Here is a 20,765-nt window from a genome sequence, read left to right as displayed (position 1 = left end):
ATCCCGAACAAAAACCGCCCTTGATAAAAGGGCGGTTTTTGTTTTGCTAAAAATATCGCTTTTTCCAAAAAACAAAGGCGGTAATGCTCGATAGCAAAGCGGCCAGAAGCATTGCCACCATAAACGCATATGGGGAATGCTGATACGGAATTGGGACGTTCATTCCATAGAAGCTGGCAACCATGGTTGGCAGTGAAATCACAATCGTCACAGCTGTTAAAAATTTCATCACAATATTCAAGTTGTTAGAAATGACCGAAGCAAAAGCATCCATCATTCCGCTCAAAATACTGCTGTATACTTCAGCCATCTCAATCGCTTGCTTATTCTCGATGATCACATCCTCCAACAGCTCTTGATCGTCATCATACATTCGCAAGTAATTAAGGCGCATAAGCCGTTCCATGACAATGTTATTCGCTTTTAGCGAGGTCATGAAATACACTAAGCTTTTCTCCATGCTTAACAGCGAGAACAGCTCCTGATTTTTCATCGATTGATGCAGCTCTTTTTCAATTTCGCTTGTGCGGCGGTTGATTTGCTTTAAATACCGCAAATAGTAAGTCGAAATCATATAAAGCATTTGCAAAGCAAAACGCGTTTTCATAAAGGTGTAAAAATTTTTAATTTTGTGGTTCGCAAATTCTTCAAAAATCGGATTTTCTTGAAGGCAAACCGTAATAAAGCATGTATTCGTAATAATCATTCCGATCGGAATCGTTTCATAAATAGGGCCATCCACTTCATCATGAGTAATGATCGGGATATCCACGATAATTAACACATGATTATCTTCCTTTTCGACACGCGAACGTTCTTCATCATCGAGGGCGTCTTTGATCGAATCAATCGGGATGTCCAAATGGTTAGCGATATAGCGAATCTCTTCTTCCGTCGGAGCTACTAGCTTAATCCAGCAACCGTTTTTAAGCTCATGAATTTCTTCAATTTTTCCATTAGCATTTGACAAATACATCTTCATCATATGCACGCTTCCTCCTTTTCCAAGCGAGGAAGGCTTGCTATCTTTTCCTTTCGAATGGAGCCCGTTTTCGGATGGCGAGTAGCTCGTTCATTCGCAAAGGAAAAGGCAATGCTTCCCCGCAGTATTCCGGCTCAGGTTCGTTTGAACTTCGACTACTCATATGCGAAAACGTCACCCCTTCTCCAAAATATGTGTCCTTATTAATAATAGCGTTGAAATAACTATTTGTATAGTAAAAATTTGTTTATTGCAATAAAAAAGTAGCCTGCTGCATGGCTACTTTATTCACTTGCTTGCGTCGTATTGAAAAAATCCTTATTTTCTTTTTTAGGTGTCGAAGGCTTTTTCTGATGCTTTTTCTTCATGATCCCATCTGACTCATAGCTTAACGGAAAATCAGCTTGTTTTTTTGTCAATGAACCTTTCCCCCTTCATGGATGATGTATCTTTACTTTATGTAATCATCGCCCTGTTTAGTCAATGATTTCTGCAGCAAATATTCGCCCATTTTGCCAAAAATGCTTTATAATGGTGAATAAGGAGGGTTTATCATGGAAATTATTATCAAACCAAAAGCGTTAGCATGGTATAAAGAGGAGCTTGATTTACGCGAAGGAGATTCTATTCGCTTTTTTGCACGATATGGTGGATGCAGCACCGTGCAGAAAGGCTTTTCACTCGGTATGGAAAAAAGCGTCCCTTCCGATCCAAAAGCGCAAACGACTATAGATGGTATCACCTTTTTTGTTGAGGACAACGATATATGGTACTTTGACGGGCATGATTTGATTGTTGATTTTAATGAACAAGCAAGTGAACCCGTTTTTTCACTTGAATAAAAAGCGAAAAAGCTAGCTGACTTAAAAAAGCTAGCTTTTTTTTATAATAGCGATGGTACAGCGAGAGACACAAACAAGTCGCTGTTGATCGTCCACGATGCGAATATCCCATACCATCGTTGTTCTGCCGCGGTGAAGGACGGTGCCAGTCGCTGTCACTGTTCCGCTTCGGACTGGACGTACGTGATTAGCGTTGATTTCCAGCCCGGCCACACTTTCTGTATCTTGATCCACCAATGCGTAAGCGCCCAGACTGGCAACGGTTTCCGCCAAGGCAACCGACGCTCCGCCATGAAGCAAACCAAACGGCTGATGCGTCCGGTGATCTACCGGCATTGCAGCGACAACACGCCCGTGCCCTATTTCCTTAATTTCGATTCCAAGCGCTTCTAATAACGTTCCCTTTCCCATTTCATTTGCATTCATTGCACTTATCCCCTTTTTCTAAATGAAATCGCTCTAAATGATCCATCAATCCTTCCTGCCGCAAAACTTCTTTCTGCTTCTCTCCTAATAAATCAAAATGCGGAAAAGAGTCCCGTTGATGAACCCATTCAGGACGAAGCTGATATTTTTCGCCCCAGGCCAGCAGCTTGTCTAAATCGCCGCACCCCACTTTTGTGACTGTCGTATGATGCGGAAAGCGCTGATCATACCAAAAGTGAGTGAGAAAAGCGATTTCTCCGTTTATCACTTTTTTCTTCCATAATTCCAGCTCATTCCTTCGAATGCCGAATGCCATATGTATCGCCTTACTTTTTGGCACGCTCGTAAGCTTCATGCCAGTCCGGAAAATATTTGCGAATTAAAATCGGTCGAAAGGAATCGCGTCTGACGCACACATGCTGTGTTTTTCCAGTTGCCGCCAGCTCGCCGTCTGATGTAAAGATTTCATAACCATACGTCACACGGATTCCATCATAGGCATCAATCCATGTTCTAACGGTTGCCATATCGCCATAGCGAAGCGGCTTTTTATATGAAATTTGCAAATCGGTTACAGGAGAGAGGATATCTTCCTTTTCCATATCAGCATAATGAAATCCGAGCTGTTTGATAAATTCGGTCCGCCCAATTTCCATCCAAATCAGATAATTGGCGTGATAAACAACTCCCATTTGGTCCGTTTCAGCATAGCGTACTTCGATTTGTTTCTCAGCAATTTTCATGGCATTCCCCCACTTACTTTTTTCTTTATCTTACCATATGAATGACCTTTTGTCCTGTAAATAGCAAACAAGACGATCCGCAGCATCAGCGGGATCGTCTTCTTTCATTGTTACTGATAACCGTTTTGGCGCGCTGCCGCTTCATCTTTAATTTCAGAACGCAGCGCAGCAATGGCTTCTTCACGCCGTTTATTTTTGGCTTCGATCTGTTTTCGTTCTTCTGATGAAGAAAAAGGGATGGCTTCGTGGGCTTCTTCTATATTTTCAATGGTATTTTGCACCATATTTTGTAATTTCTCGACATTATCACTGCGATCATCTGGGTTTGGACGTTGATAAGCCATCTTCAATTCCTCCTTGATGTCGATTTAATTTTATAATAATTTTATTATGTTAACAAAAAAATTACCCACCCTTTGTCTGGATGACTTGAGCGTGCTGCCCTGATTGATCCTGCATTTTTTTTCCTTTATTTCCGCCCGCAGCACGCGGCTGAGTGCCTAGATGGTTTGGAACGAAATGTTTTCTGCTTCCTTTTGGATTGCTCATGACTCTCGCCTCCTCACCATCTAGTGTGCTCGGTTTAAATCGGCTTATACATCATTTTACTCTGCCTTTTTCAGCATCCGTTCCTCTAATTTTTTCTCGATTTCCTCCATCGCTTTCTCATCATTTAACAATTGCCGTTTATTTTCCAACACTAATTGTTCAAATGTCAGCTTTCGGTTCTTTCTCATTTGATCCAACCCCTCTCATTTTTATTATAATTTTAATAATTTCCTAAATAAGCAAAATTTATTACAAATTTTCGAAAAAAATAAAAAGAAGCTCCTCCATGTTGAAGGATGCTTCTTACGGAAGACGGCTTATGATATCTTGCATTTGTTTATATGTCATCGGCCCGATTACCTTTTTGCGAATGACGCCTTGACGATCAATCATATAGGTCGTCGGAATGGTTTGAATGTTATACAGCTTTAATACCTCTCCTTTTTCATCCATCACAATCGGAAAGGTTAAGCCATACTTTTTCATAAATGGGCTTAAGTTTTCGCGGCGGTCCTGTGATGTTAAATGAACAGATAAAAGCTCCACATCATCTTTGTACTGCTTGTAAAACTTCTCAATATCCGGCATTTCCTTCTGACAAGGCGGGCACCAAGTTGCCCAGAAATTGATGATCACTGGCTTGCCGCGCAAATCCGATAAACGAATTTGTTGACCCTCTGGGGTTTTTAATGCAAAATCATATGCGATATCACCAACGGCCAGCCCCGCTTTCCGATTTTGCTGTTCGGCTGCCAAAGCCTGCCAAATCCCATATCCAGTCAAACCGAGCAGCAAAACAATAGCAACGATTTTTTTCATGCTTTTCCCTCCTATCATCATTTAAGCATAAAAGAAAAAAAAGAGAAAGGGCTGTATATTTTCCCAGCCCTTTCCTTTCACAAACGCTTGATAAAAAATAGCTCCACTTGATCCCGTCTTAGACATACACGTGCTAGCGACTGTTTTTATGGTTGTTTTGCATTTTTTTCGCTTCTATTTCAGCATAAGAAGCAAACTCGTTGTTGAATCCGTTTTTTTGCTTGGCGTTATTGTTGCGCTGTGCATTTGCGTTTCCGAGCTTTGTGCGGCCCACTTGCTTCACCTCTTTTGAAAATCAGGAACTGCATATGTAGTTTCCGTCAGCCGCATGGAAAGTATGCTGTTAATTCTCTCCTGTTGCAATCGGATGATCCGGATAAGAAATCCAATCGCTAAAGCTGCCTACATATAGCTGCACATTCGTATAGCCCGCTTCCGATAGCGCGAGAACATTCGGACAAGCGGTGACACCTGAACCGCAATACACGATAATCTTCTCGTCCTTCGAAATGGAAGCAAAACGCGCGGCTTGCTCATGCGGCTTCTTCCAATATCCTTCGCTTGTTAGTGCATCTTTCCAAAAACAATTTTTTGCTCCAGGAATATGGCCAGCCATTCGATCAATAGGCTCTTCAATGCCCAAATAACGCTTCGGCTCACGTGAATCCAGCAAAATGGCGGAATCCTGTTCACTTGCGCGTCTTACATCTTCTGTCGTCGCCAAAAGAGATGGCTGATAGGCTGGAATAAAGGTGCGCTTCGGAAATGCAACCACTTCTTCGGTTATCGGATATCCAGCCCCTTTCCATCTCGTATAGCCGCCATCCAACACATAAATACGTTCATGCCCTAAATAGCGCAGCAGCCACCAAAAACGAGCGGCCATTGCACCATCTTGATCGTCATAAGCAACAATCGTCGTATGACGGTCAATTCCTGCCGCTGATAATTTCTCCATCAATTCATCAAAATCAGGAAGTGGATGCCGTCCCCCGTGTTCACGGACAGGACCGGACAAATCTCTTTCTAAGTCAAAATAAAGCGCGCCTGGAATATGAGATTGTATGTACTCATTTATGCCGCGGGAAGAATCGCCCATGTAAAAGCGGCAGTCAATGACCCGCACATCATCGCGAGAGAGCCTTTCAGACACCCATTGTGGCGAAACGATATATTTCATTTACGTTCCCCTTTCGTTTTTAGACGTTCTACGTATTCCGCGACCATGTCGACAGTCACGTATTTTCGCTGCGGAACCACTCCTTGTTTAGCCAGCTCATTGATTTGCTTGGTCGTCTCATTAATCTTTTCAACAGTAAATGTCTGTCCATTTCGGCAATGCTCCACCGCTTCCTCAATATAGCGCTCGCGTTGTGCATCGAGCTGTAAAAACTGCTTGATCAGTCTATGCTGCTTATGAGAATGTGCTGTGATCGCATGATGAACTTCACTCATCTTTTTTCTCCTCTCTTGCTCGTTCTTTTTCCATTAGTGATCGAACGTGCGGCTTTGGCGTCCAGCAGCGAAATTGATAATGCGGCTTCGTTTCATAGCCGAGCCGTTGACAATAGCGGTACATTCCGTTCTCTGTTTTTTTCATCCGATAATGAATGCACGTGGCACAAGCATGAAACCGCGTCATCGTTCGCTTCCCCCCTATCTTCAATCGCACGTTCAATCACCGCTTCAGTTTTTTCTAATTACTCATTTTGTGGTAAGAGAGCCGACAGCTGCTCCTCCACTTTACCGAGATGTTCTACATCCACTTGTTCGGTAAGTGCCGTCATGAGGCCTGCAAAATAGTCATCCATTTGTTGCTGCAGCGCATAAAGCAAATGATGGATCCGCTTTTCGTGTTCTTCTTGATAAAATGCAAAGAGGCGCGCTTCATTTTCGGACACATATTCATGAATTGGCTGCTGCAGCTGCTTTTCAATTTCTTCTCTCATGAGCCGCTTTTCATCCCGTTCAAAAAATGCTTTTGCATTTTTATAAAGCGACAGCGCTTTTTTAAAGTGTGATTCATTCAGCTGCTCAAGCCCTTCAGAAAACTCCAGTGTCGCAAATGCAGGAAGCTCGACCTTCGATAGCGTAATTCCCTGATGAATGCGGCCGATCTCATTTGCAAGCAGTTGAAAGCGATCCTGTGCCTTGTTTGTAAGAAAACGTTCAATGCGCAAGCTCGTTGCCCGCATTTCTTGCGCCAAATCAAAACCGACAGATTGAAGCAGCTCGCGCAGGCAGCCAGAAAGCGCCTGACGGATATCTCGGCCATCATCACGCAATGCAGCCGGATTGAACGCTTCTTTAAACCAATCGCCCATGCGGAATGAAATACGCTGCTTGATATAATACGCTAATTCAGCAATTTCTTGTTTTAATGCTTGCCTATCCATAGCAAGATCAGAGGATTGAAGCAGCGCCTGAATCCGAGCCTGTTCGTCGCCCAGCTTTTGCCGCTTCGCTGCCTTTTCTTCATTTCCTTGTTTCGCTTGGACCATATAGTCTTGCAAAGTCGCACGCAGGCGCTTCAGTTCAGCGTACGCCTCCGCTACGGCTACATTTGTTAATTCTCCCATAATGAAGCGAATAAAATCCGCTTCGAAGGCGCGAATCCCAGATTCGCGCAAAATCCCGTAATGGTGCTGCTGTTTTTTTTCTGTTTTCTCCTCAAGAGCCAATCGGCTTGATAAGGCATACAAGCGCGGAAAACGGATGCCGAAATGCTCGAGCTGCTCTTTCACATAGGAAGTGACCGTTTCTAACTCTTCTTGTGAATTCGCCAGATCCGCAGCATTGACGATAAAAAACATTTTATCCATGCTGAATGTGTCTTTGACGCGCCCAAGCTGGATTAAAAACTCGCGGTCTGCTTTCGAGAAGGCATGATTATAGTAAGTGACAAACAAAACAGCATCGGCATTTTTAATGTATTCAAACGCTACTCCTGTATGACGGGCATTAATGGAGTCCGCCCCTGGCGTATCGACCAGCGCAATGCCCTGCCGAGTGAGCGCACAGTCATAATACAGCTCCATCCACTCCACAAAGCAGGCTTTCGTCTCATCAGCTACATATTGCTGGAATTCATCAAGACCGATTTGCAAAGAGGTTCCCAGCACGTCCTTTACGTCTGCGTATCCGTGGACGACCGACTGCAGGAACGTATAATGCGGCTTTTCCTTCGCTTCGACCGTTTCGATCAACAGCGCTTTTTCGCACGCTCCCAGCGCCTCTTCCATCGTTTCCGCCTTCAAATGAAAATAGCGCAACGAGTTTTGCAAATCCTTTAACAGCTGTGAGGCTGTTTTCATCTGAACGACCACTGTGCCATGTGGATAGCTAGAAGTCGGCGGCACAATTTTATTAATGGTTGCCGTCGTTGGATTCGGTGACGATGGCAATAACTGCTCTCCCATTAACGCGTTGGCGAACGATGATTTTCCGGCGCTGAACGCCCCAAACAGCGCCACGGTAAATGTTCGGTTTTCAAGGCGGCGCGCTTTTTCCGTCAATCCATGAATAAAGCGTGTCATGCCTGGAATGCCAGACACAAGCTCGGCAGCTTGGCGTAAGTCGGCAATCGCTTTCGCTGTTTTTTCTTTTGTTTTATCACTGCTTAATGACACCGATTCGCTGTGAATCGCCTCACTTTTTTCTGCTTGACGCGCAGCATTCGAATGCTGTTCTTTGCCGACAGAAGGCACAGCCTGCTCAACTTGAATTGGCGTTAATTCGCTGACAAGCTCCTGAACCCGCGCTTCCTGTATATGGCTAGGAGCCGCGGATTCCAACAGCGCTAGCAATTGGGCGTAATGGTCGTCACGCTGCTGCTTTCGTTTCGCTAATTCATCAAGCAGCTGCTGCTTTTCCTTTTCTATTTTTAATTGCTCGGCAAGCTCATTTCGCTCTGCTTGCACCGTATTTTTCCAGAAGGAAAAAACAGGGGCAAAGATGTGCATCGCTTCGCTTCGATACCGCTTTTTCAATTCCGTCGCCACATCATTTGTATAATTTAATACAGATTCTCCTGTAACCCCCGCTCCTTTTTTAACAAGCGACTCTAGCAGCTGCTCATTCCATGTAGCAGACAACTGCTGGCATTGGCTCATTAACTGGGCATCGCCAATGTCATGCTCTTTTAAAAATCGAACAAGATGGTCGCGTACATGCCATTCGATTTGTGATGTCGCTTTTTCTTTCACATTTTCGTAAAATGCCGTGAGCCTTGCTTTCCGTTCCTGCTCTGTTTTTGCTTTACTAAACAGGAACCCGATTTTAAAATCCGGCTGAACCGATTGCAAATAAGCTTTCGCCAATTCTCTCGTTTCAAACGGCATGACATACGCATGCTCTAAAATGCTGTCAAGCTCCTGCTGAAACTTCGTCTCCACCTCCGCGCAAAGCGCATCAATCTCATGCAGTCGGCTCTCAAGATCATCGATATCACTTTCTTCCTTGGATTTCGTTAAATGCTCCATACGAGCATAAATGGCCTCTTCCTCTTTGGCATCCTGGTTTTCTATAAAAGCAAGGTGATCGCTGACAAGCCGCTTAGCTGCCACCTCGACTCCGGAGAGAAGCCGCGCCTCTTTTTCGGCAAATAGCAGCTGGAAAAAATGGACAAGCTCATTCAATTCATTGAATGGATGTTCTCGTTCTTTCAGAGAGGTAAAAAAGATACGCTCCACCTGAACATTCCATTGGCGAAACGCCTCGCGCACCGATTGCTGAAACTCTGAAAACGAAAGCTCTCCATCACGGTGCTTATCAATCTGATTGACAATTAAATACAATGCCTTTCCGTCACTTGTCAATTCCTTTGTAAATTGAAAATTTAATTCCGATTGAACATGGTTATAATCCATCATATAAAAGACGACATCTGCCAAATGAAGCGCTGATTCAGTAGCAAGCCGATGCGCATCGTCCGTCGAGTCAATGCCTGGAGTATCCAAAATCGCCACACCTTCGGGGATGTGCGTCGTTTTCCGGCTGATCTCGATCGCTTCAATTTCCTCTCCGTTTTTGCAATATGCACGAATTTGTTCATATTCATAGGGAGACGCATATTCGACCGACTGTCCGTTCTTATAAAAAATGCGGGCATATTCCCGTCCAGCCTTCACTTTGACAAGGTTAGCGCTTGTCGGAATCGGACTTGACGGCAGCAGCGGTTCACCGATTAATTCATTGATGATGCTTGATTTTCCAGCAGAAAAATGGCCGCAAAAGGCAATGGAAAATTCCTCATCTGCTATTTTCCGCAGCAGCTGCTGTACTTTTTTGGCATTTTCTTGATCTCCCTTGTTCACCCATTCGTCGTGAAGATAAGCTAGTTTGGCAAGCCAAGGACGCAATGATGAACGTTGTGTTATCTGAACCATGTATCAAAACCCCTTACGTTTGCAACATATATACCTATTTTACTGTATTTGCGCACATTTCCCAACATAAAAAATTGCAAAAAAATCTCCCGCCGTTATTTGGCAGGGAGAAATGGAAAAAAACGAGAGCGATTTCGAAAACGAGATTCATAATCTGTCATGGCGGCAAGCGCTTTTTCTTCAGTCGAAATTCGGACAAATAAGACGCAAACGTTCAAAAAAGAAAACACAACCGCCGTTATGTACGCTTGAAACAACAAAGGAATAAGCAAAAATTCAAGAACAACAACCAGATAATTGGGGTGGCGCAAAAAGCGATAGGGCCCTTTTACCACGACATGAGCGTTAGGCAAGATCAAAATTTTAGTATTCCAAAACGGGCCTAATGAAACAATGGACCAAATGCGCAACCATTGAACAATAAGAAACACGCCAAAAAAGAATGGCCACCATGGCGAAAGATGCCCTCCTTTGTATAGTGACTCAAACAAAAAAGAAAGTAAAAAAAACGTATGCATAATGACCATCCAACGATAGTGCGCACGGCCAAACTCCTTTGCCCCTATCGCCTTTAATCTCCGCTCATTCCGTTTAGCGATCCATAATTCAAGCACCCGCATGGACACAATAAGACAAAAGAAGGCATAAATGAGCATACGTTATTCACTCCCAGCACAATAAAATGAGCTCCGCGCTAAATCCTGGGCCAAGGGCCATCATTAAACCATAATCACCTTTTGGAATGGGCTGCTGCATAAATTGTTCGAGAACAAAATAGACCGTAGCAGAAGACATATTGCCAAATCGACGCAAAATCTCAAATGATACATTTGTTTTTGACTCATCCATCATAAGCGCTTCTTGATAGGCTTCAATGACTTTTTTTCCTCCTGGGTGGGCAATCAAATGGCGCAGGTCCTGCAGCGCCAGGCCGTTTCTTTGCAAAAATGCTTCTACATTCGGCTTCAGCCATGAACGAACGAGTGATGGAATATCTTTGGAAAAGACGACAAACCAACCATCATCCTGAATGTTCCACCCCATTACCTCTTCAGAATGCGGCATAAGCACCGACTGCACATCAACAATATGCGGACGAGGCACGTTATCGACAGCTTCATCCCCTGCCACACAAAGACAGGCAACCCCGTCAGCAAATAACGATGTGCCAATCAAATTGCTTTTTCCGGTATCATGCGGCTGAAAGGTGAGACTGCAAAATTCAGCGGCGACGACCAGCACCTTTGCTTTCGGAAACGCTAAGCAATATTCATAAGCGCGCGCTAGCCCGGCCGCTCCACCCGCGCAGCCTAATCCCCAAATCGGCACACGCTTCGTATGAGGAGAAAACGGCAGTTGGTTCATGATTCTTGCTTCGATACTTGGCGTGGCAAGGCCAGTAGTGGAAATATAAAAAATCGCTTCTACTTCTTCATAGTTGATCGGTTTAGGCAAAAAGGTCTCATTGCTTAAGCATTTTTCAATCGCCTCACATCCATAATGGACAGCGCGGTCTATATATAGCTCGTTTTTTTCTGAAAAGCCGTGCCGTTTTTCATACCACTCAAGCGGCTGAACGAACGATCGCGATTGAATGCCGCCGTTCGCAAAGACCGGCAGCAGCCGCTCGATATGTGGAACAGAGGACGCAAAAAGCCGTTTCACATATTGACGTATCTCGTCTTGCGTAACCGTAAATGGCAATGAAGCAAGACCAGCGGAAATAATCGCAGGCATACAACCACCTCTTTTTTCATCAGCTACCTGTACTATTCCCTTTGTGTTAAAAAAAATGCAAATGATTCCATTCTTTCCTTTTCTTCTTCCACCTGGTCAGGAAAGCGTGCCGTCCATCGCTGTTGGAACATCATTCATGGAAATCATCGAAAAATCGTATGAAACAGAAAAGCGATTCTATATAAAAAAGAGGCTGCTCATAGAAACAGCCTCTTCTGTCTGTCATACAGATCAAATCTATTCAACATGTCTACCGCTCAAAGATAAAATGATTGGCACATCGGCCATCTTTCCCGTTCACAGCACGGATCGTTCATTATTTTTCCTATTTCAACACACTTCGGAGCTTAAGCCATTATTCATCCATATCGACATTATGGTACACGCGCTGAACATCCTCTAAATCTTCCAATGCGTCGATCATTTTTTTAAATTGAGCCAGCGCTTCATCAGAAAGCGTGACATAATTTTGTGGGAGCATGGTCAGCTCAGCGACGGTAAATTCCGTGATTCCTGCGCGCTGAAACACCTCCTGCATCGCATGGAATTGATCGGGTTCGGCGTAAACGATCACCGTTTCATCCTCTTCCAAAATATCGCGCGCATCAATATCTGCTTCCATTAATAGTTCAAGCACTTCATCCACCGTCTTCCCTTCGACACCAATGACAGCCGTGGCGTCAAACATATATGATACCGATCCGCTTACTCCCATATTGCCGCCGTTTTTACCGAAGGCTGCGCGCACCTCTGATGCTGTCCGATTCACATTATTCGTAAGCGCATCGACAATGACCATTGATCCATTTGGTCCAAAGCCTTCATAACGCAATTCATCATAGCTTTCATCCGAGCTTCCCTTCGCTTTTTCAATCGCTCGGTCAATAATCGCTTTTGGCACACTATATGTTTTGGCTCGCTCAAGCACCATTTTTAAAGCCCGGTTTGACTCTGGATCTGGTTCTCCCTGCTTAGCAGCCACGTAAATTTGCCGCCCGAATTTGGCATAAATACGGCTTGTATTCGCATCCTTCGACGCTTTCTTTTCTTTGATGTTGTTCCATTTACGTCCCATTCCGCTTCACTCTCTTTCTATATTTTGAATCTGTCAAAGCCATATCGATCCATCTGTGACGCTTTTGAAACCACATAAGGCATTTATCTAGCCACAACATTATATTATATATGAAGTTAGCCATCTTTAGCTAGTTTTACTCCCTTCTGTCCAGTGTTTAAAAGCATAGAAAAATACAAAACAGCGCCATCTCGCTTTTGCTAAATACGAGACGGCGCTGTTCGTTATTCTTTATGATACTTGCTGCTCTTGAAGGGGAGAAGCGGAATGGCTGCGTTTTTTCGCGGGCCAGACATGGAAAATGATATTTAAAACAATGGCTGTCAGGCTGCCAGCGACAATGCCGCTATCGGTTAAAATTCGAATGCTTGACGGCAGCTCCGCAAATAAATTCGGCACCGCTGTGACCCCAAGCCCTACGCCAACTGAACAAGCAATAATAAATAAATTCTCTTGTGAAGCAAACTCCACTTGGCTGAGCATTTTAATGCCATAAGCAATGACCATCCCAAACATCGCCACCATCGCTCCGCCTAACACAGGAGCCGGAATAATCGTGGTCAGCGCGGCGACTTTTGGAATCAATCCGAGCACAACCAGAATCGTTCCCACCACATAAATGACTCGGCGCTTCTTCACTCCAGAAAGCTGGACAAGGCCCACATTTTGCGAGTAAGTGGTGTAAGGAAACGCTTGGAACAATCCGCCCAGCAAAATGGCCAAGCCTTCCGCGCGATAGCCATTTGCTAAGTCTTTGTCCGTCAACGGCTGTTTGCAAATATCGCTCAAAGCAAAGTAGACGCCTGTCGATTCGACCAAACTCACAATTGCGACTAAAATCATTGTTAAGACAGCTGTTAGATTAAAAGTAGGCATCCCAAAATAAAATAAATGAGGGAGATGAAGCCACGAAGCCTCTTGAACAGCGCTCATATCAACCTTCCCCATCCATGCCGCCACAATGGTTCCAGCAATCATGCCGAGCAAAATCGCAATCGAACGAATAAATCCAGTAGAAAACCGATACAACACGATAATCAATAACAGAACACCGAATGAAAGGGCAATATTATCAATATGACCAAAGTCTTTCGCCCCTTGTCCGCCTGCCATGTTGTTCATGGCCGCTGGAATCAGAGTCAAACCGATGACTGTAACAACCGAACCTGTCACAATCGGCGGAAAAAGAACACGCAGTTTACTAAAATACTTGGCAATGAAGATAACAAAAATTCCAGAAGCGATAATAGCGCCGTATACCGCTGACAATCCGTACCGCTGTCCGATCGCAATCATCGGGCCAACGGCCGTAAAGGTACAGCCTAATACAACCGGCAAGCCGATCCCGAAAAACCCCGTACGCCATACTTGCAATAAAGTAGCAATCCCGCACATTAACAAATCAATCGCCACAAGATAGGTCAGCTGCTCTGATGTCAGCTTCAAGGCTCCTCCGACTGTTAAAGGAACAATAATGGCCCCGGCATACATCGCCAAAACATGCTGCAGGCCTAAAGAACCTAATTTGATTGGATTCATTGGCACATCACCTCTTCTGCGAATTGTACGCCTTCTTTTAAAGAGGTAATGCGGGCAAGAGACACCACCCGAAAACCTAAGCGGCGCAACTGCTCTCCGCCATCTTGAAATGCTTTTTCAATCACAATGCCAATTCCTGCTACTTCTGCCTCCGCTTGCTGCACAATTCCTGTTAGTCCTAATGCCGCTTGACCGTTTGCCAAAAAATCATCAATAATCAAAACACGATCGTCTTTCTGAAGAAACGAACGGGATACGGAAATTTCGGTATATTCCTGCTTCGTAAATGAATAGACATTGGCTGTATACAAATCGTTTTGCAGCGTTAAAGATTTGCGTTTTCTTGCAAATAAAAGCGGCACCTTCAATATATATGCGGTCATTAGAGCGGGACTGATCCCGGATGATTCCAATGTCAGCACTTTAGTGATCCCCTCATTCCGAAACGCGTCCGCAAAATTTTCGCCAATTCGCATCATCAGTTCAGGGTCAACTTGGTGGTTTAAAAAGCGGTCCACCTTCAGCACATGATCGGAAATCGCTTCTCCTTCTTCTCTGATTTTTTCCATTAATTCTCGCATGCTGTTCCTCCTTTGAAAATAAAAAGCTTAAAAAACATCGCCCCCACTCTTTGTATGAGTAAGGCAATGTCTTTTAAGCCAATAGAAAACAAAGGATGGGGTCATGCGGCAAAATGAAGGCCTTCATTTATTCCATCCGTCCGTTTCTGACATTGCCACTCATAGTCGATCAATTTACGGTTGATCGGTAGAAACTAGCAGGCCATATCCCTGCTATTATATGAGTGAGTCAGCGATATCAAGTTATTAGCAGTATAGCATGATTTCCCTTGTTTGAAAAGAGATCGCAAGAGAGAAGCGAACATTTTAACAAAAACAAGATGAATTATTCGTCTAATTCCATTCACTGCCTCGGCCTTTTCTATCATTCATTCCTCTCCTTTCCTATACAAAAACGCGCCAAAACAAGGGACAGATTCGCCTCCGTTCATTGATTTTCCAGAGATCATTCGTTTTATCTTTTAACTTGACATATGAACAAGAGAAAACCCGGTCCATTTCCCTAAAACAAAGGAAGGCAGTCGAGCTGCTTTACAGGATCTGCAAGCTCCATCGTCGCGACTTTTGCCTCATAGCTGTGTAATGAAAAAGCAAGGCACAAGACTCTTCGGACTGTGCATTTTTTACAAACACTGTTCATCTATGATAGGTCAGCTGGAAAACCTATGTTCACAATATCGCCATATTTCCTATGAACGATTTTGCTCAAAAAGGGTGATCTATTAATTTCTTACTATTTCAATAGTGCTAAAGTAAGGAATGAACAATTTGTGAAATGACAAAAACCCCCTACCAAATGACCATTTGTTTTGTATTATGAAGGTGTAATCACTTGTTGGGGGATACAGCGGAAAGGAGGTATGGGAGGATGACAAAAGGAAAAGCGACAGAAGACAGCCATTTAAAAGGAACGCTGGCTGCTGTGTTTTTGCTAGGTTTTTTCCTTATCTTCACATGGGTCAGTGTTTATTTTCTATTTTTAGAACGTCTTTAAGGGAAAGGGGAGAATGGACGGCATGCACATACACAAATATGAAAAAATTTGGCTGATTTTTGGTATTGGCTGCTTATTCGTGTTTTTAACCGTCCTTGGCGTAAGCGCATTCGCTAAAGGAAACCAGCCGCCAAGCTGTTTGACAACCATCGATCCAGAGAAAGTGGATCAAACGCCCCCATTTGATAAACCGGGATTAGCCAAAACAGGAAATAATGAATATCAGCTCAACATGGTGGCATCAGCATTCGCTTATACGCCGGCTCAGGTTGAAATTCCAAAAGGAGCAAAAGTGACGATTAATATTACAACAAAAGATGTCATTCACGGCTTTGAAGTAGTAGGGACCAATATAAATATGATGGTAGAGCCCGGATATGTGAATTCATTCACAAAAACATTTGACAAAACCGGCGAATATACCATTTTGTGCAATGAATATTGCGGAGCTGGTCATCATATGATGACAGCCCGAATCAAGGTGGTGGATAAGTAATGAACGATGTGTTAAAGGTCGATCGCCGCGACGCTAAATTGGCGCTGGCCCATATTTATATAGCATTTATCGCACTAGCTCTCGGCGGCTTAGCGGGTCTGTTACAGACGCTAGTTCGTTCCGGAAAGTTTAATTTACCTGCAAATATTAGCTATTATACCATTTTAACCACTCACGGCGTATTGCTTGGTCTTGTTTTAACCACATTCTTTATTATTGGATTTCAATTCGCCGCTGTCAGTCGGACGACTGGAGCCTTTTCCGACCGCAACCGCTTTTGGGGATGGATTGGCTTTTGGCTGATGACCATCGGTACAGCCGTAACAGCCTTTTTTATCTTAATTGGGGAAGCCTCTGTTTTATATACATTTTATGCCCCGCTGCAGGCGCATCCTGGCTTTTATCTCGGCTTAACCCTTGTTGTCGTCGGCAGCTGGATCAGCGGATTCGTCTTATTTGTTCATTATGCTCGCTGGAAAAAAGCGAATCCAGGCCAGGTCGGACCGCTTCTCTCGTTTATGGCTGTTGTCAACATGGTGCTATGGTTGATTTGTTCGCTTGGAGTAGCAGCCACTGTTTTAATTCAACTATTACCATGGTCTCTTGGACTCGTCGATCAAATCAACGTACTTGTCAGCCGAACCTTGTTTTGGTATTTTGGTCACCCTCTCGTTTACTTCTGGCTGTTGCCAGCCTATATGGTTTGGTATGCCATTATTCCGAAAGTAATCGGCGGCAAAATGTTTTCTGATTCATTGGCTCGGCTATCGTTTATCTTATTTTTGCTTTTCTCCATTCCTGTCGGCTTCCACCACCAATTAATGGAGCCGGGGATTGATCCGTTCTGGAAATACGTTCAGGTTGTCTTAACATTTATGGTCGTGATTCCATCATTAATGACAGCTTTTGCGATGTTCGCCACTTTTGAAATGTACGGCCGTTCGAAAGGAGCAGCAGGCTTATTTGGATGGCTGCGCAAGCTTCCTTGGGGGGACGCCCGCTTTTTCGCTCCGTTTGTCGGGATGTTATTTTTCATTCCTGCAGGAGCTGGCGGATTGGTCAATGCTTCGCATCAGCTCGATCAGGTTGTCCACAATACCATTTGGGTAACAGGACACTTTCATTTAACATTGGCTACTACCGTTGTTCTTACATTTTTTGGAGCAGCCTATTGGCTTATTCCTCATTTAAGCGGCCGCATCATGACAAGAGCGATGAATCGCTTGGCCATTATCCAAACAATTGTATGGGTTGTCGGCATGTCCTTTATGTCCGGTGCGATGCATTTTGCTGGATTGCTTGGCGCTCCGCGTCGTTCGGCATTTTCAACATATGCGAATTCACCGCAGGCCCTTGAATGGATTCCGTATCAAATTGCCCAAGCCGTCGGTGGGACTATTCTGTTCATCGGTATTATTTTAGTGCTTGTTATCGTCACCAATTTAGCTTTCTTTGCTCCAAAAGGAGAAACAGAGTTCCCTGTCGCCGAAGTAGCCGAACAGGCAGAACGTACACCGCTTGTTTTCGAAAACTGGAAGCTTTGGATCGGCATCGCCATCATCTTGATTTTGATCGCTTATACGATTCCGTTCATTGATATGATCCAAAATGCTCCTCCTGGCTCAAAAGGCTATAAACTTTGGTAACATCGATCCGATTAAGATGGACAAGACATCGTTTCAGCCGTCCATTCCAAAGCGCTCTGGAATGGATGGCTTTTTATATGGCATCTGCTTTTCAACTCTCCCGCTATATTTTTTTAAAAAAGCGAAAGCTCTTTAGCAAATATGTTAAAACATGTTAAAAATAGAATAAATCCCTTCACTAGCAAAATAAAATGTAGTGATGAACACAGAGCGGGAGGAATCGTACGAGCATGGTATCAGAAAAAAAAATGATCCAAATTATCCAAAGCGGAATAGAAAAATCAAGTTATCCCAAAAGAATTTTAATTGTAGGAGCAGGAATGTCCGGACTTGTGGCAGCTTCCCTGCTAAACCACGCCGGACATAATGTGCAAATCATCGAAGCATCGACCCGTGTGGGCGGAAGAGTTTTCACAAAAAGGGCTCCATTTACAGAAGGGCTCTATTTAGATGTTGGCGCAATGAGAATTCCGAACTCTCACCGTTTAGTGATGGAATATGTAAAAAAATTCAATTTGCCTTTGCAGCCATTCATTAATTCATCCCCTCATGACATCCTTTACTTAAATGGAATTAAAACGACATACGGTCAATATTTACGCAATCCTGACATTTTGAACTATCCTGTCTCCCCTTCGGAAAAAGGAAAAAATGTCAATCAACTCATTACCAAAATGGTCGAACCGATTTTCCGTTTTGTCTCTCAAAATCCGAAGAAACATTGGCCTATTGTGATTGAGTATTTCGAAAAGTTTTCAGTGGACGACTATCTTCGTTCAAACCCTTATGGTCTTTTCTTATCAAACGCAGCCATTGAATTAATCAAAATTATGCATATGATCGAAGGATTCCCAGAATTTTCTTTGGTTGAAGTTTTACGAGAAATGTCCCTTCTTTTCAACGACGATGTGCATTTTTATGAAATTAAAGGCGGCAACGATTTATTGCCGAACGCTTTTTTGTCTGAACTATATCCGAACATTCATTTTAATCGTCAAGTCGTCAAAATTTATCAGACGCAGCACGATGTGACCATTTCTTGTATTCATCCGCAAACAAAATCTCTTTACCACTACACTGGTGATATTGCAATCATTACCATTCCCTTCTCCACCTTACAGTTTGTTCAGATGGAACCATACGATTCTGTTTCTCACGAAAAACGAAAGGCGATTCGCGAGCTTCATTATGTTACTTCGGCCAAAATAGGCTTACAATTCAGCCAACGTTTCTGGGAAAAGGAAGGAATGTACGGCGGAAGAGTCATTACTGATCTTCCTACTCGCTTTTCCTATTTTCCAAGTCATGATTTCGACTCAGAAGGACATGGAGTCATGCTAGCTAGCTATACATGGGAAGATGATGCGTTACCATGGGAAAGCCTAACCGAAGATGAGCAAATTAGAAAGGCTTTGGACACCTTATCGATTATTTATGATCAGTCTATTTTCGATCATTTTGTGATAGGGATCTCGCACAATTGGGGGAAATATCCTTATTCCAGCGGATGTTTTACATTATATAAACCATGGCAAGAAACAGAGCTTTCGCCACATATCGCTTCTCCAGAAGGAAGAATGTATTTTGCCGGCGAGCACACGGATGTCCCGCACGGATGGATCCAAACAGCGATTAAATCAGGAATCCGCGTGGCACTTGAAGTAAACCATCTGCCATAATCTCTTAAAGGAGTCTCCCACCTCTAAGCGAAATGTAGGTGGGGGAGCATTCCTATTAGAAAGGTTTTCGGGGACTTGAAAGAAAAAATTGTTAGTGGGAATTAAGGATAGACACCATTTATTGCATATTCACCGCTTCACATGGAGTGTCGGGTATGATATTGCCCTGCAAAGAATGGATTCATTCCTGCCTATTTAATTATTTTTAGTCAGGACAAAATCTTGAACTTTACGATCTTGTTTCGGTAAAAAAATGGATGTAACTTTATCTTCAGTGATGTCGTAAACACTTAATTTGCCACCAGCATCTTCTGATAGCTCGTATTGTTCTAATACAAAAAATTGATGATCAATAAATTTACCTGAACCATAATTAATATCCAAGTTAATAGTATTTTCCCATTTGTATTTTTCATCAAGAGTAAGAATTGAAACTTTCCCTTTATTGTTGTAGCTAACATAGAGTTTATTATTTATACTTATTGCTTTATCGCCTTCTCCTACTGCTGAACTTAATGGATAAGAAACGTCCATAACGTCAAAAGTATTCTTATCTATGAAATGTAGAAAATGATCCGTTACAGCAACCACTTTATCTTTATAAAACACTAAATCAGTTGCTGTGCTTGATATTTCAATTGTTTTAACTTCTTCTCCATTTTCTCTACTGATGATTCGTATCACAGATTTTTCCTGATCTATAACATCATTAGATAAATATATGTATTTATCATCATAATTCATTAAAGATAAATAAGTGGGATATTCTATTTGGTATTTCTTATGATATTTTAAATCACGAACATCTAGCGTATTAGATTGAATGTCTTTATTAATTCCAAACACTTCTAGATTTTGATCCTTAAACATAAAAGTTAAAGGAAATGGAATTTTATTTTCAACGATATCATCTCCTTTTTTTGTAATTTTATAATAAGAAAAGGCATGTTGCGATAATAAATAAACATTATTGTCAAAGTCATTATAAAGATATGATATATCATTTAGGTCAAATTTTACTTTTTCAAAGTTAAGGCCGTCTTTCGTTTTTAAATAATAACTTCCATCATCGAATGGATGAGAGTATATAAAATGCAATTCTCCATCATTTAATTTAAGTTCTATATTTTCATTCATTACAATATTACTTTTTTTATAAGATAAAAAGTCTAAGAGTAAATTACCTAAAAACCAAATGAATGCAGCTGATGCTACTATTATTAATAGTATTTTTATCGTCCTTTTTTCTTTTTGACTCATAATAAATTTA

At 42.8% G+C, this 20,765-nt stretch carries 25 protein-coding genes and 1 riboswitch; of the genes, 5 read left to right on the top strand and 20 right to left on the bottom strand.

Annotated features, from left to right (window positions below; all coding sequences use genetic code 11):
• Window positions 1-46: 46 nt before the first annotated feature.
• Complete coding sequence (locus GGQ95_RS11140; protein WP_044746022.1) at window positions 47-985, bottom strand: magnesium transporter CorA family protein; 939 nt, start codon at window positions 983-985, stop codon at window positions 47-49.
• A gap of 281 nt (window positions 986-1,266) precedes the next feature.
• Window positions 1,267-1,401 (bottom strand): hypothetical protein, encoded by a 135-nt coding sequence (locus tag GGQ95_RS18610; protein ID WP_255357507.1) that lies wholly within the window; start codon window positions 1,399-1,401, stop codon window positions 1,267-1,269.
• A gap of 135 nt (window positions 1,402-1,536) precedes the next feature.
• Between GGQ95_RS18610 and GGQ95_RS11135 the strand changes: the two genes are divergently transcribed.
• Window positions 1,537-1,824, top strand: coding sequence for a HesB/YadR/YfhF family protein (locus GGQ95_RS11135; RefSeq protein WP_044746023.1), 288 nt, complete (start codon window positions 1,537-1,539; stop codon window positions 1,822-1,824).
• A 30-nt stretch (window positions 1,825-1,854) separates the two neighbouring features.
• On the opposite strand, the gene GGQ95_RS11130 is transcribed toward GGQ95_RS11135, so the two are convergent.
• The 17 genes from GGQ95_RS11130 to GGQ95_RS11050 form a co-directional block, all read right to left on the bottom strand.
• Window positions 1,855-2,250 (bottom strand): hotdog fold thioesterase, encoded by a 396-nt coding sequence (locus tag GGQ95_RS11130; protein ID WP_183186777.1) that lies wholly within the window; start codon window positions 2,248-2,250, stop codon window positions 1,855-1,857.
• Complete coding sequence (locus GGQ95_RS11125; RefSeq protein WP_159719891.1) at window positions 2,237-2,566, bottom strand: hypothetical protein; 330 nt, start codon at window positions 2,564-2,566, stop codon at window positions 2,237-2,239. The genes GGQ95_RS11130 and GGQ95_RS11125 overlap by 14 nt, the downstream gene beginning before the upstream one ends.
• A gap of 10 nt (window positions 2,567-2,576) precedes the next feature.
• Window positions 2,577-2,993, bottom strand: a complete 417-nt coding sequence (locus GGQ95_RS11120; protein WP_044746026.1) for an acyl-CoA thioesterase — start codon at window positions 2,991-2,993, stop codon at window positions 2,577-2,579.
• A 110-nt stretch (window positions 2,994-3,103) separates the two neighbouring features.
• A complete protein-coding gene (tlp, locus tag GGQ95_RS11115) occupies window positions 3,104-3,337 on the bottom strand; it encodes a small acid-soluble spore protein Tlp (protein ID WP_044746027.1) in 234 nt (77 codons plus the stop codon).
• 61 nt (window positions 3,338-3,398) lie between these two features.
• Window positions 3,399-3,542, bottom strand: a complete 144-nt coding sequence (locus GGQ95_RS11110) for an acid-soluble spore protein N (protein ID WP_183186776.1) — start codon at window positions 3,540-3,542, stop codon at window positions 3,399-3,401.
• A gap of 56 nt (window positions 3,543-3,598) precedes the next feature.
• The gene (locus GGQ95_RS11105; protein WP_080861042.1) at window positions 3,599-3,730 is read right to left on the bottom strand and encodes an FbpB family small basic protein; all 132 of its coding nucleotides are present in this window, start codon (window positions 3,728-3,730) and stop codon (window positions 3,599-3,601) included.
• Window positions 3,731-3,845: 115 nt separating this feature from the next.
• Complete coding sequence (locus tag GGQ95_RS11100) at window positions 3,846-4,361, bottom strand: TlpA disulfide reductase family protein (RefSeq protein WP_183186775.1); 516 nt, start codon at window positions 4,359-4,361, stop codon at window positions 3,846-3,848.
• Window positions 4,362-4,494: 133 nt separating this feature from the next.
• Window positions 4,495-4,635, bottom strand: a complete 141-nt coding sequence (ypzF, locus tag GGQ95_RS11095) for a protein YpzF (protein WP_183186774.1) — start codon at window positions 4,633-4,635, stop codon at window positions 4,495-4,497.
• A 69-nt stretch (window positions 4,636-4,704) separates the two neighbouring features.
• Complete coding sequence (locus tag GGQ95_RS11090) at window positions 4,705-5,541, bottom strand: sulfurtransferase (RefSeq protein ID WP_159719892.1); 837 nt, start codon at window positions 5,539-5,541, stop codon at window positions 4,705-4,707.
• Entirely contained in the window at window positions 5,538-5,816 is a 279-nt protein-coding gene (locus GGQ95_RS11085) for a YpbS family protein (RefSeq protein ID WP_080861040.1), read from the bottom strand. The genes GGQ95_RS11090 and GGQ95_RS11085 overlap by 4 nt, the downstream gene beginning before the upstream one ends.
• Window positions 5,809-6,003, bottom strand: coding sequence for a hypothetical protein (locus GGQ95_RS11080; RefSeq protein WP_044746032.1), 195 nt, complete (start codon window positions 6,001-6,003; stop codon window positions 5,809-5,811). Before GGQ95_RS11080 ends, GGQ95_RS11085 begins: the two co-directional genes overlap by 8 nt.
• A gap of 58 nt (window positions 6,004-6,061) precedes the next feature.
• Window positions 6,062-9,748, bottom strand: a complete 3,687-nt coding sequence (locus tag GGQ95_RS11075) for a dynamin family protein (protein WP_183186772.1) — start codon at window positions 9,746-9,748, stop codon at window positions 6,062-6,064.
• A gap of 95 nt (window positions 9,749-9,843) precedes the next feature.
• A complete protein-coding gene (locus GGQ95_RS11070; RefSeq protein WP_044746034.1) occupies window positions 9,844-10,404 on the bottom strand; it encodes an isoprenylcysteine carboxyl methyltransferase family protein in 561 nt (186 codons plus the stop codon).
• Window positions 10,405-10,411: 7 nt separating this feature from the next.
• Window positions 10,412-11,485 carry a type III polyketide synthase gene (locus GGQ95_RS11065; protein ID WP_183186770.1) on the bottom strand — a complete coding sequence of 358 codons (1,074 nt, stop codon included), beginning with the start codon at window positions 11,483-11,485 and terminating at the stop codon, window positions 10,412-10,414.
• A gap of 355 nt (window positions 11,486-11,840) precedes the next feature.
• A complete protein-coding gene (locus GGQ95_RS11060) occupies window positions 11,841-12,560 on the bottom strand; it encodes a YebC/PmpR family DNA-binding transcriptional regulator (RefSeq protein WP_044746036.1) in 720 nt (239 codons plus the stop codon).
• 231 nt (window positions 12,561-12,791) lie between these two features.
• Window positions 12,792-14,099: a nucleobase:cation symporter-2 family protein gene (locus GGQ95_RS11055; protein WP_044746037.1), complete on the bottom strand. Its 1,308-nt coding sequence runs from the start codon at window positions 14,097-14,099 to the stop codon at window positions 12,792-12,794.
• Window positions 14,096-14,680 (bottom strand): xanthine phosphoribosyltransferase, encoded by a 585-nt coding sequence (locus GGQ95_RS11050; protein ID WP_066149095.1) that lies wholly within the window; start codon window positions 14,678-14,680, stop codon window positions 14,096-14,098. The genes GGQ95_RS11055 and GGQ95_RS11050 overlap by 4 nt, the downstream gene beginning before the upstream one ends.
• A gap of 142 nt (window positions 14,681-14,822) precedes the next feature.
• Window positions 14,823-14,924: riboswitch (purine riboswitch) on the bottom strand.
• Between the two features lie 624 nt (window positions 14,925-15,548).
• Here GGQ95_RS11050 and GGQ95_RS11045 point away from each other — a divergent pair.
• The 4 genes from GGQ95_RS11045 (at window position 15,549) to GGQ95_RS11030 (ending at window position 19,495) form a co-directional block, all read left to right on the top strand.
• Window positions 15,549-15,674: a cytochrome c oxidase subunit 2A gene (locus tag GGQ95_RS11045; RefSeq protein ID WP_159719898.1), complete on the top strand. Its 126-nt coding sequence runs from the start codon at window positions 15,549-15,551 to the stop codon at window positions 15,672-15,674.
• Window positions 15,675-15,696: 22 nt separating this feature from the next.
• Window positions 15,697-16,170 (top strand): cytochrome c oxidase subunit II, encoded by a 474-nt coding sequence (locus GGQ95_RS11040; RefSeq protein WP_183186769.1) that lies wholly within the window; start codon window positions 15,697-15,699, stop codon window positions 16,168-16,170.
• The gene (locus GGQ95_RS11035) at window positions 16,170-17,816 is read left to right on the top strand and encodes a b(o/a)3-type cytochrome-c oxidase subunit 1 (protein WP_183186768.1); all 1,647 of its coding nucleotides are present in this window, start codon (window positions 16,170-16,172) and stop codon (window positions 17,814-17,816) included. The genes GGQ95_RS11040 and GGQ95_RS11035 overlap by 1 nt, the downstream gene beginning before the upstream one ends.
• A 230-nt stretch (window positions 17,817-18,046) precedes the next feature.
• Window positions 18,047-19,495 (top strand): flavin monoamine oxidase family protein, encoded by a 1,449-nt coding sequence (locus tag GGQ95_RS11030; RefSeq protein ID WP_183186766.1) that lies wholly within the window; start codon window positions 18,047-18,049, stop codon window positions 19,493-19,495.
• A 195-nt stretch (window positions 19,496-19,690) separates the two neighbouring features.
• On the opposite strand, the gene GGQ95_RS11025 is transcribed toward GGQ95_RS11030, so the two are convergent.
• Window positions 19,691-20,755 (bottom strand): hypothetical protein, encoded by a 1,065-nt coding sequence (locus GGQ95_RS11025; RefSeq protein WP_183186765.1) that lies wholly within the window; start codon window positions 20,753-20,755, stop codon window positions 19,691-19,693.
• Window positions 20,756-20,765 lie beyond the last annotated feature (10 nt).

The organism is Anoxybacteroides rupiense, assembly GCF_014196195.1.
In the GTDB taxonomy this organism is placed as follows: Bacteria; Bacillota; Bacilli; order Bacillales; family Anoxybacillaceae; genus Anoxybacteroides; species Anoxybacteroides rupiense.
This window is presented reverse-complemented; position numbering and strand designations above follow the sequence as displayed.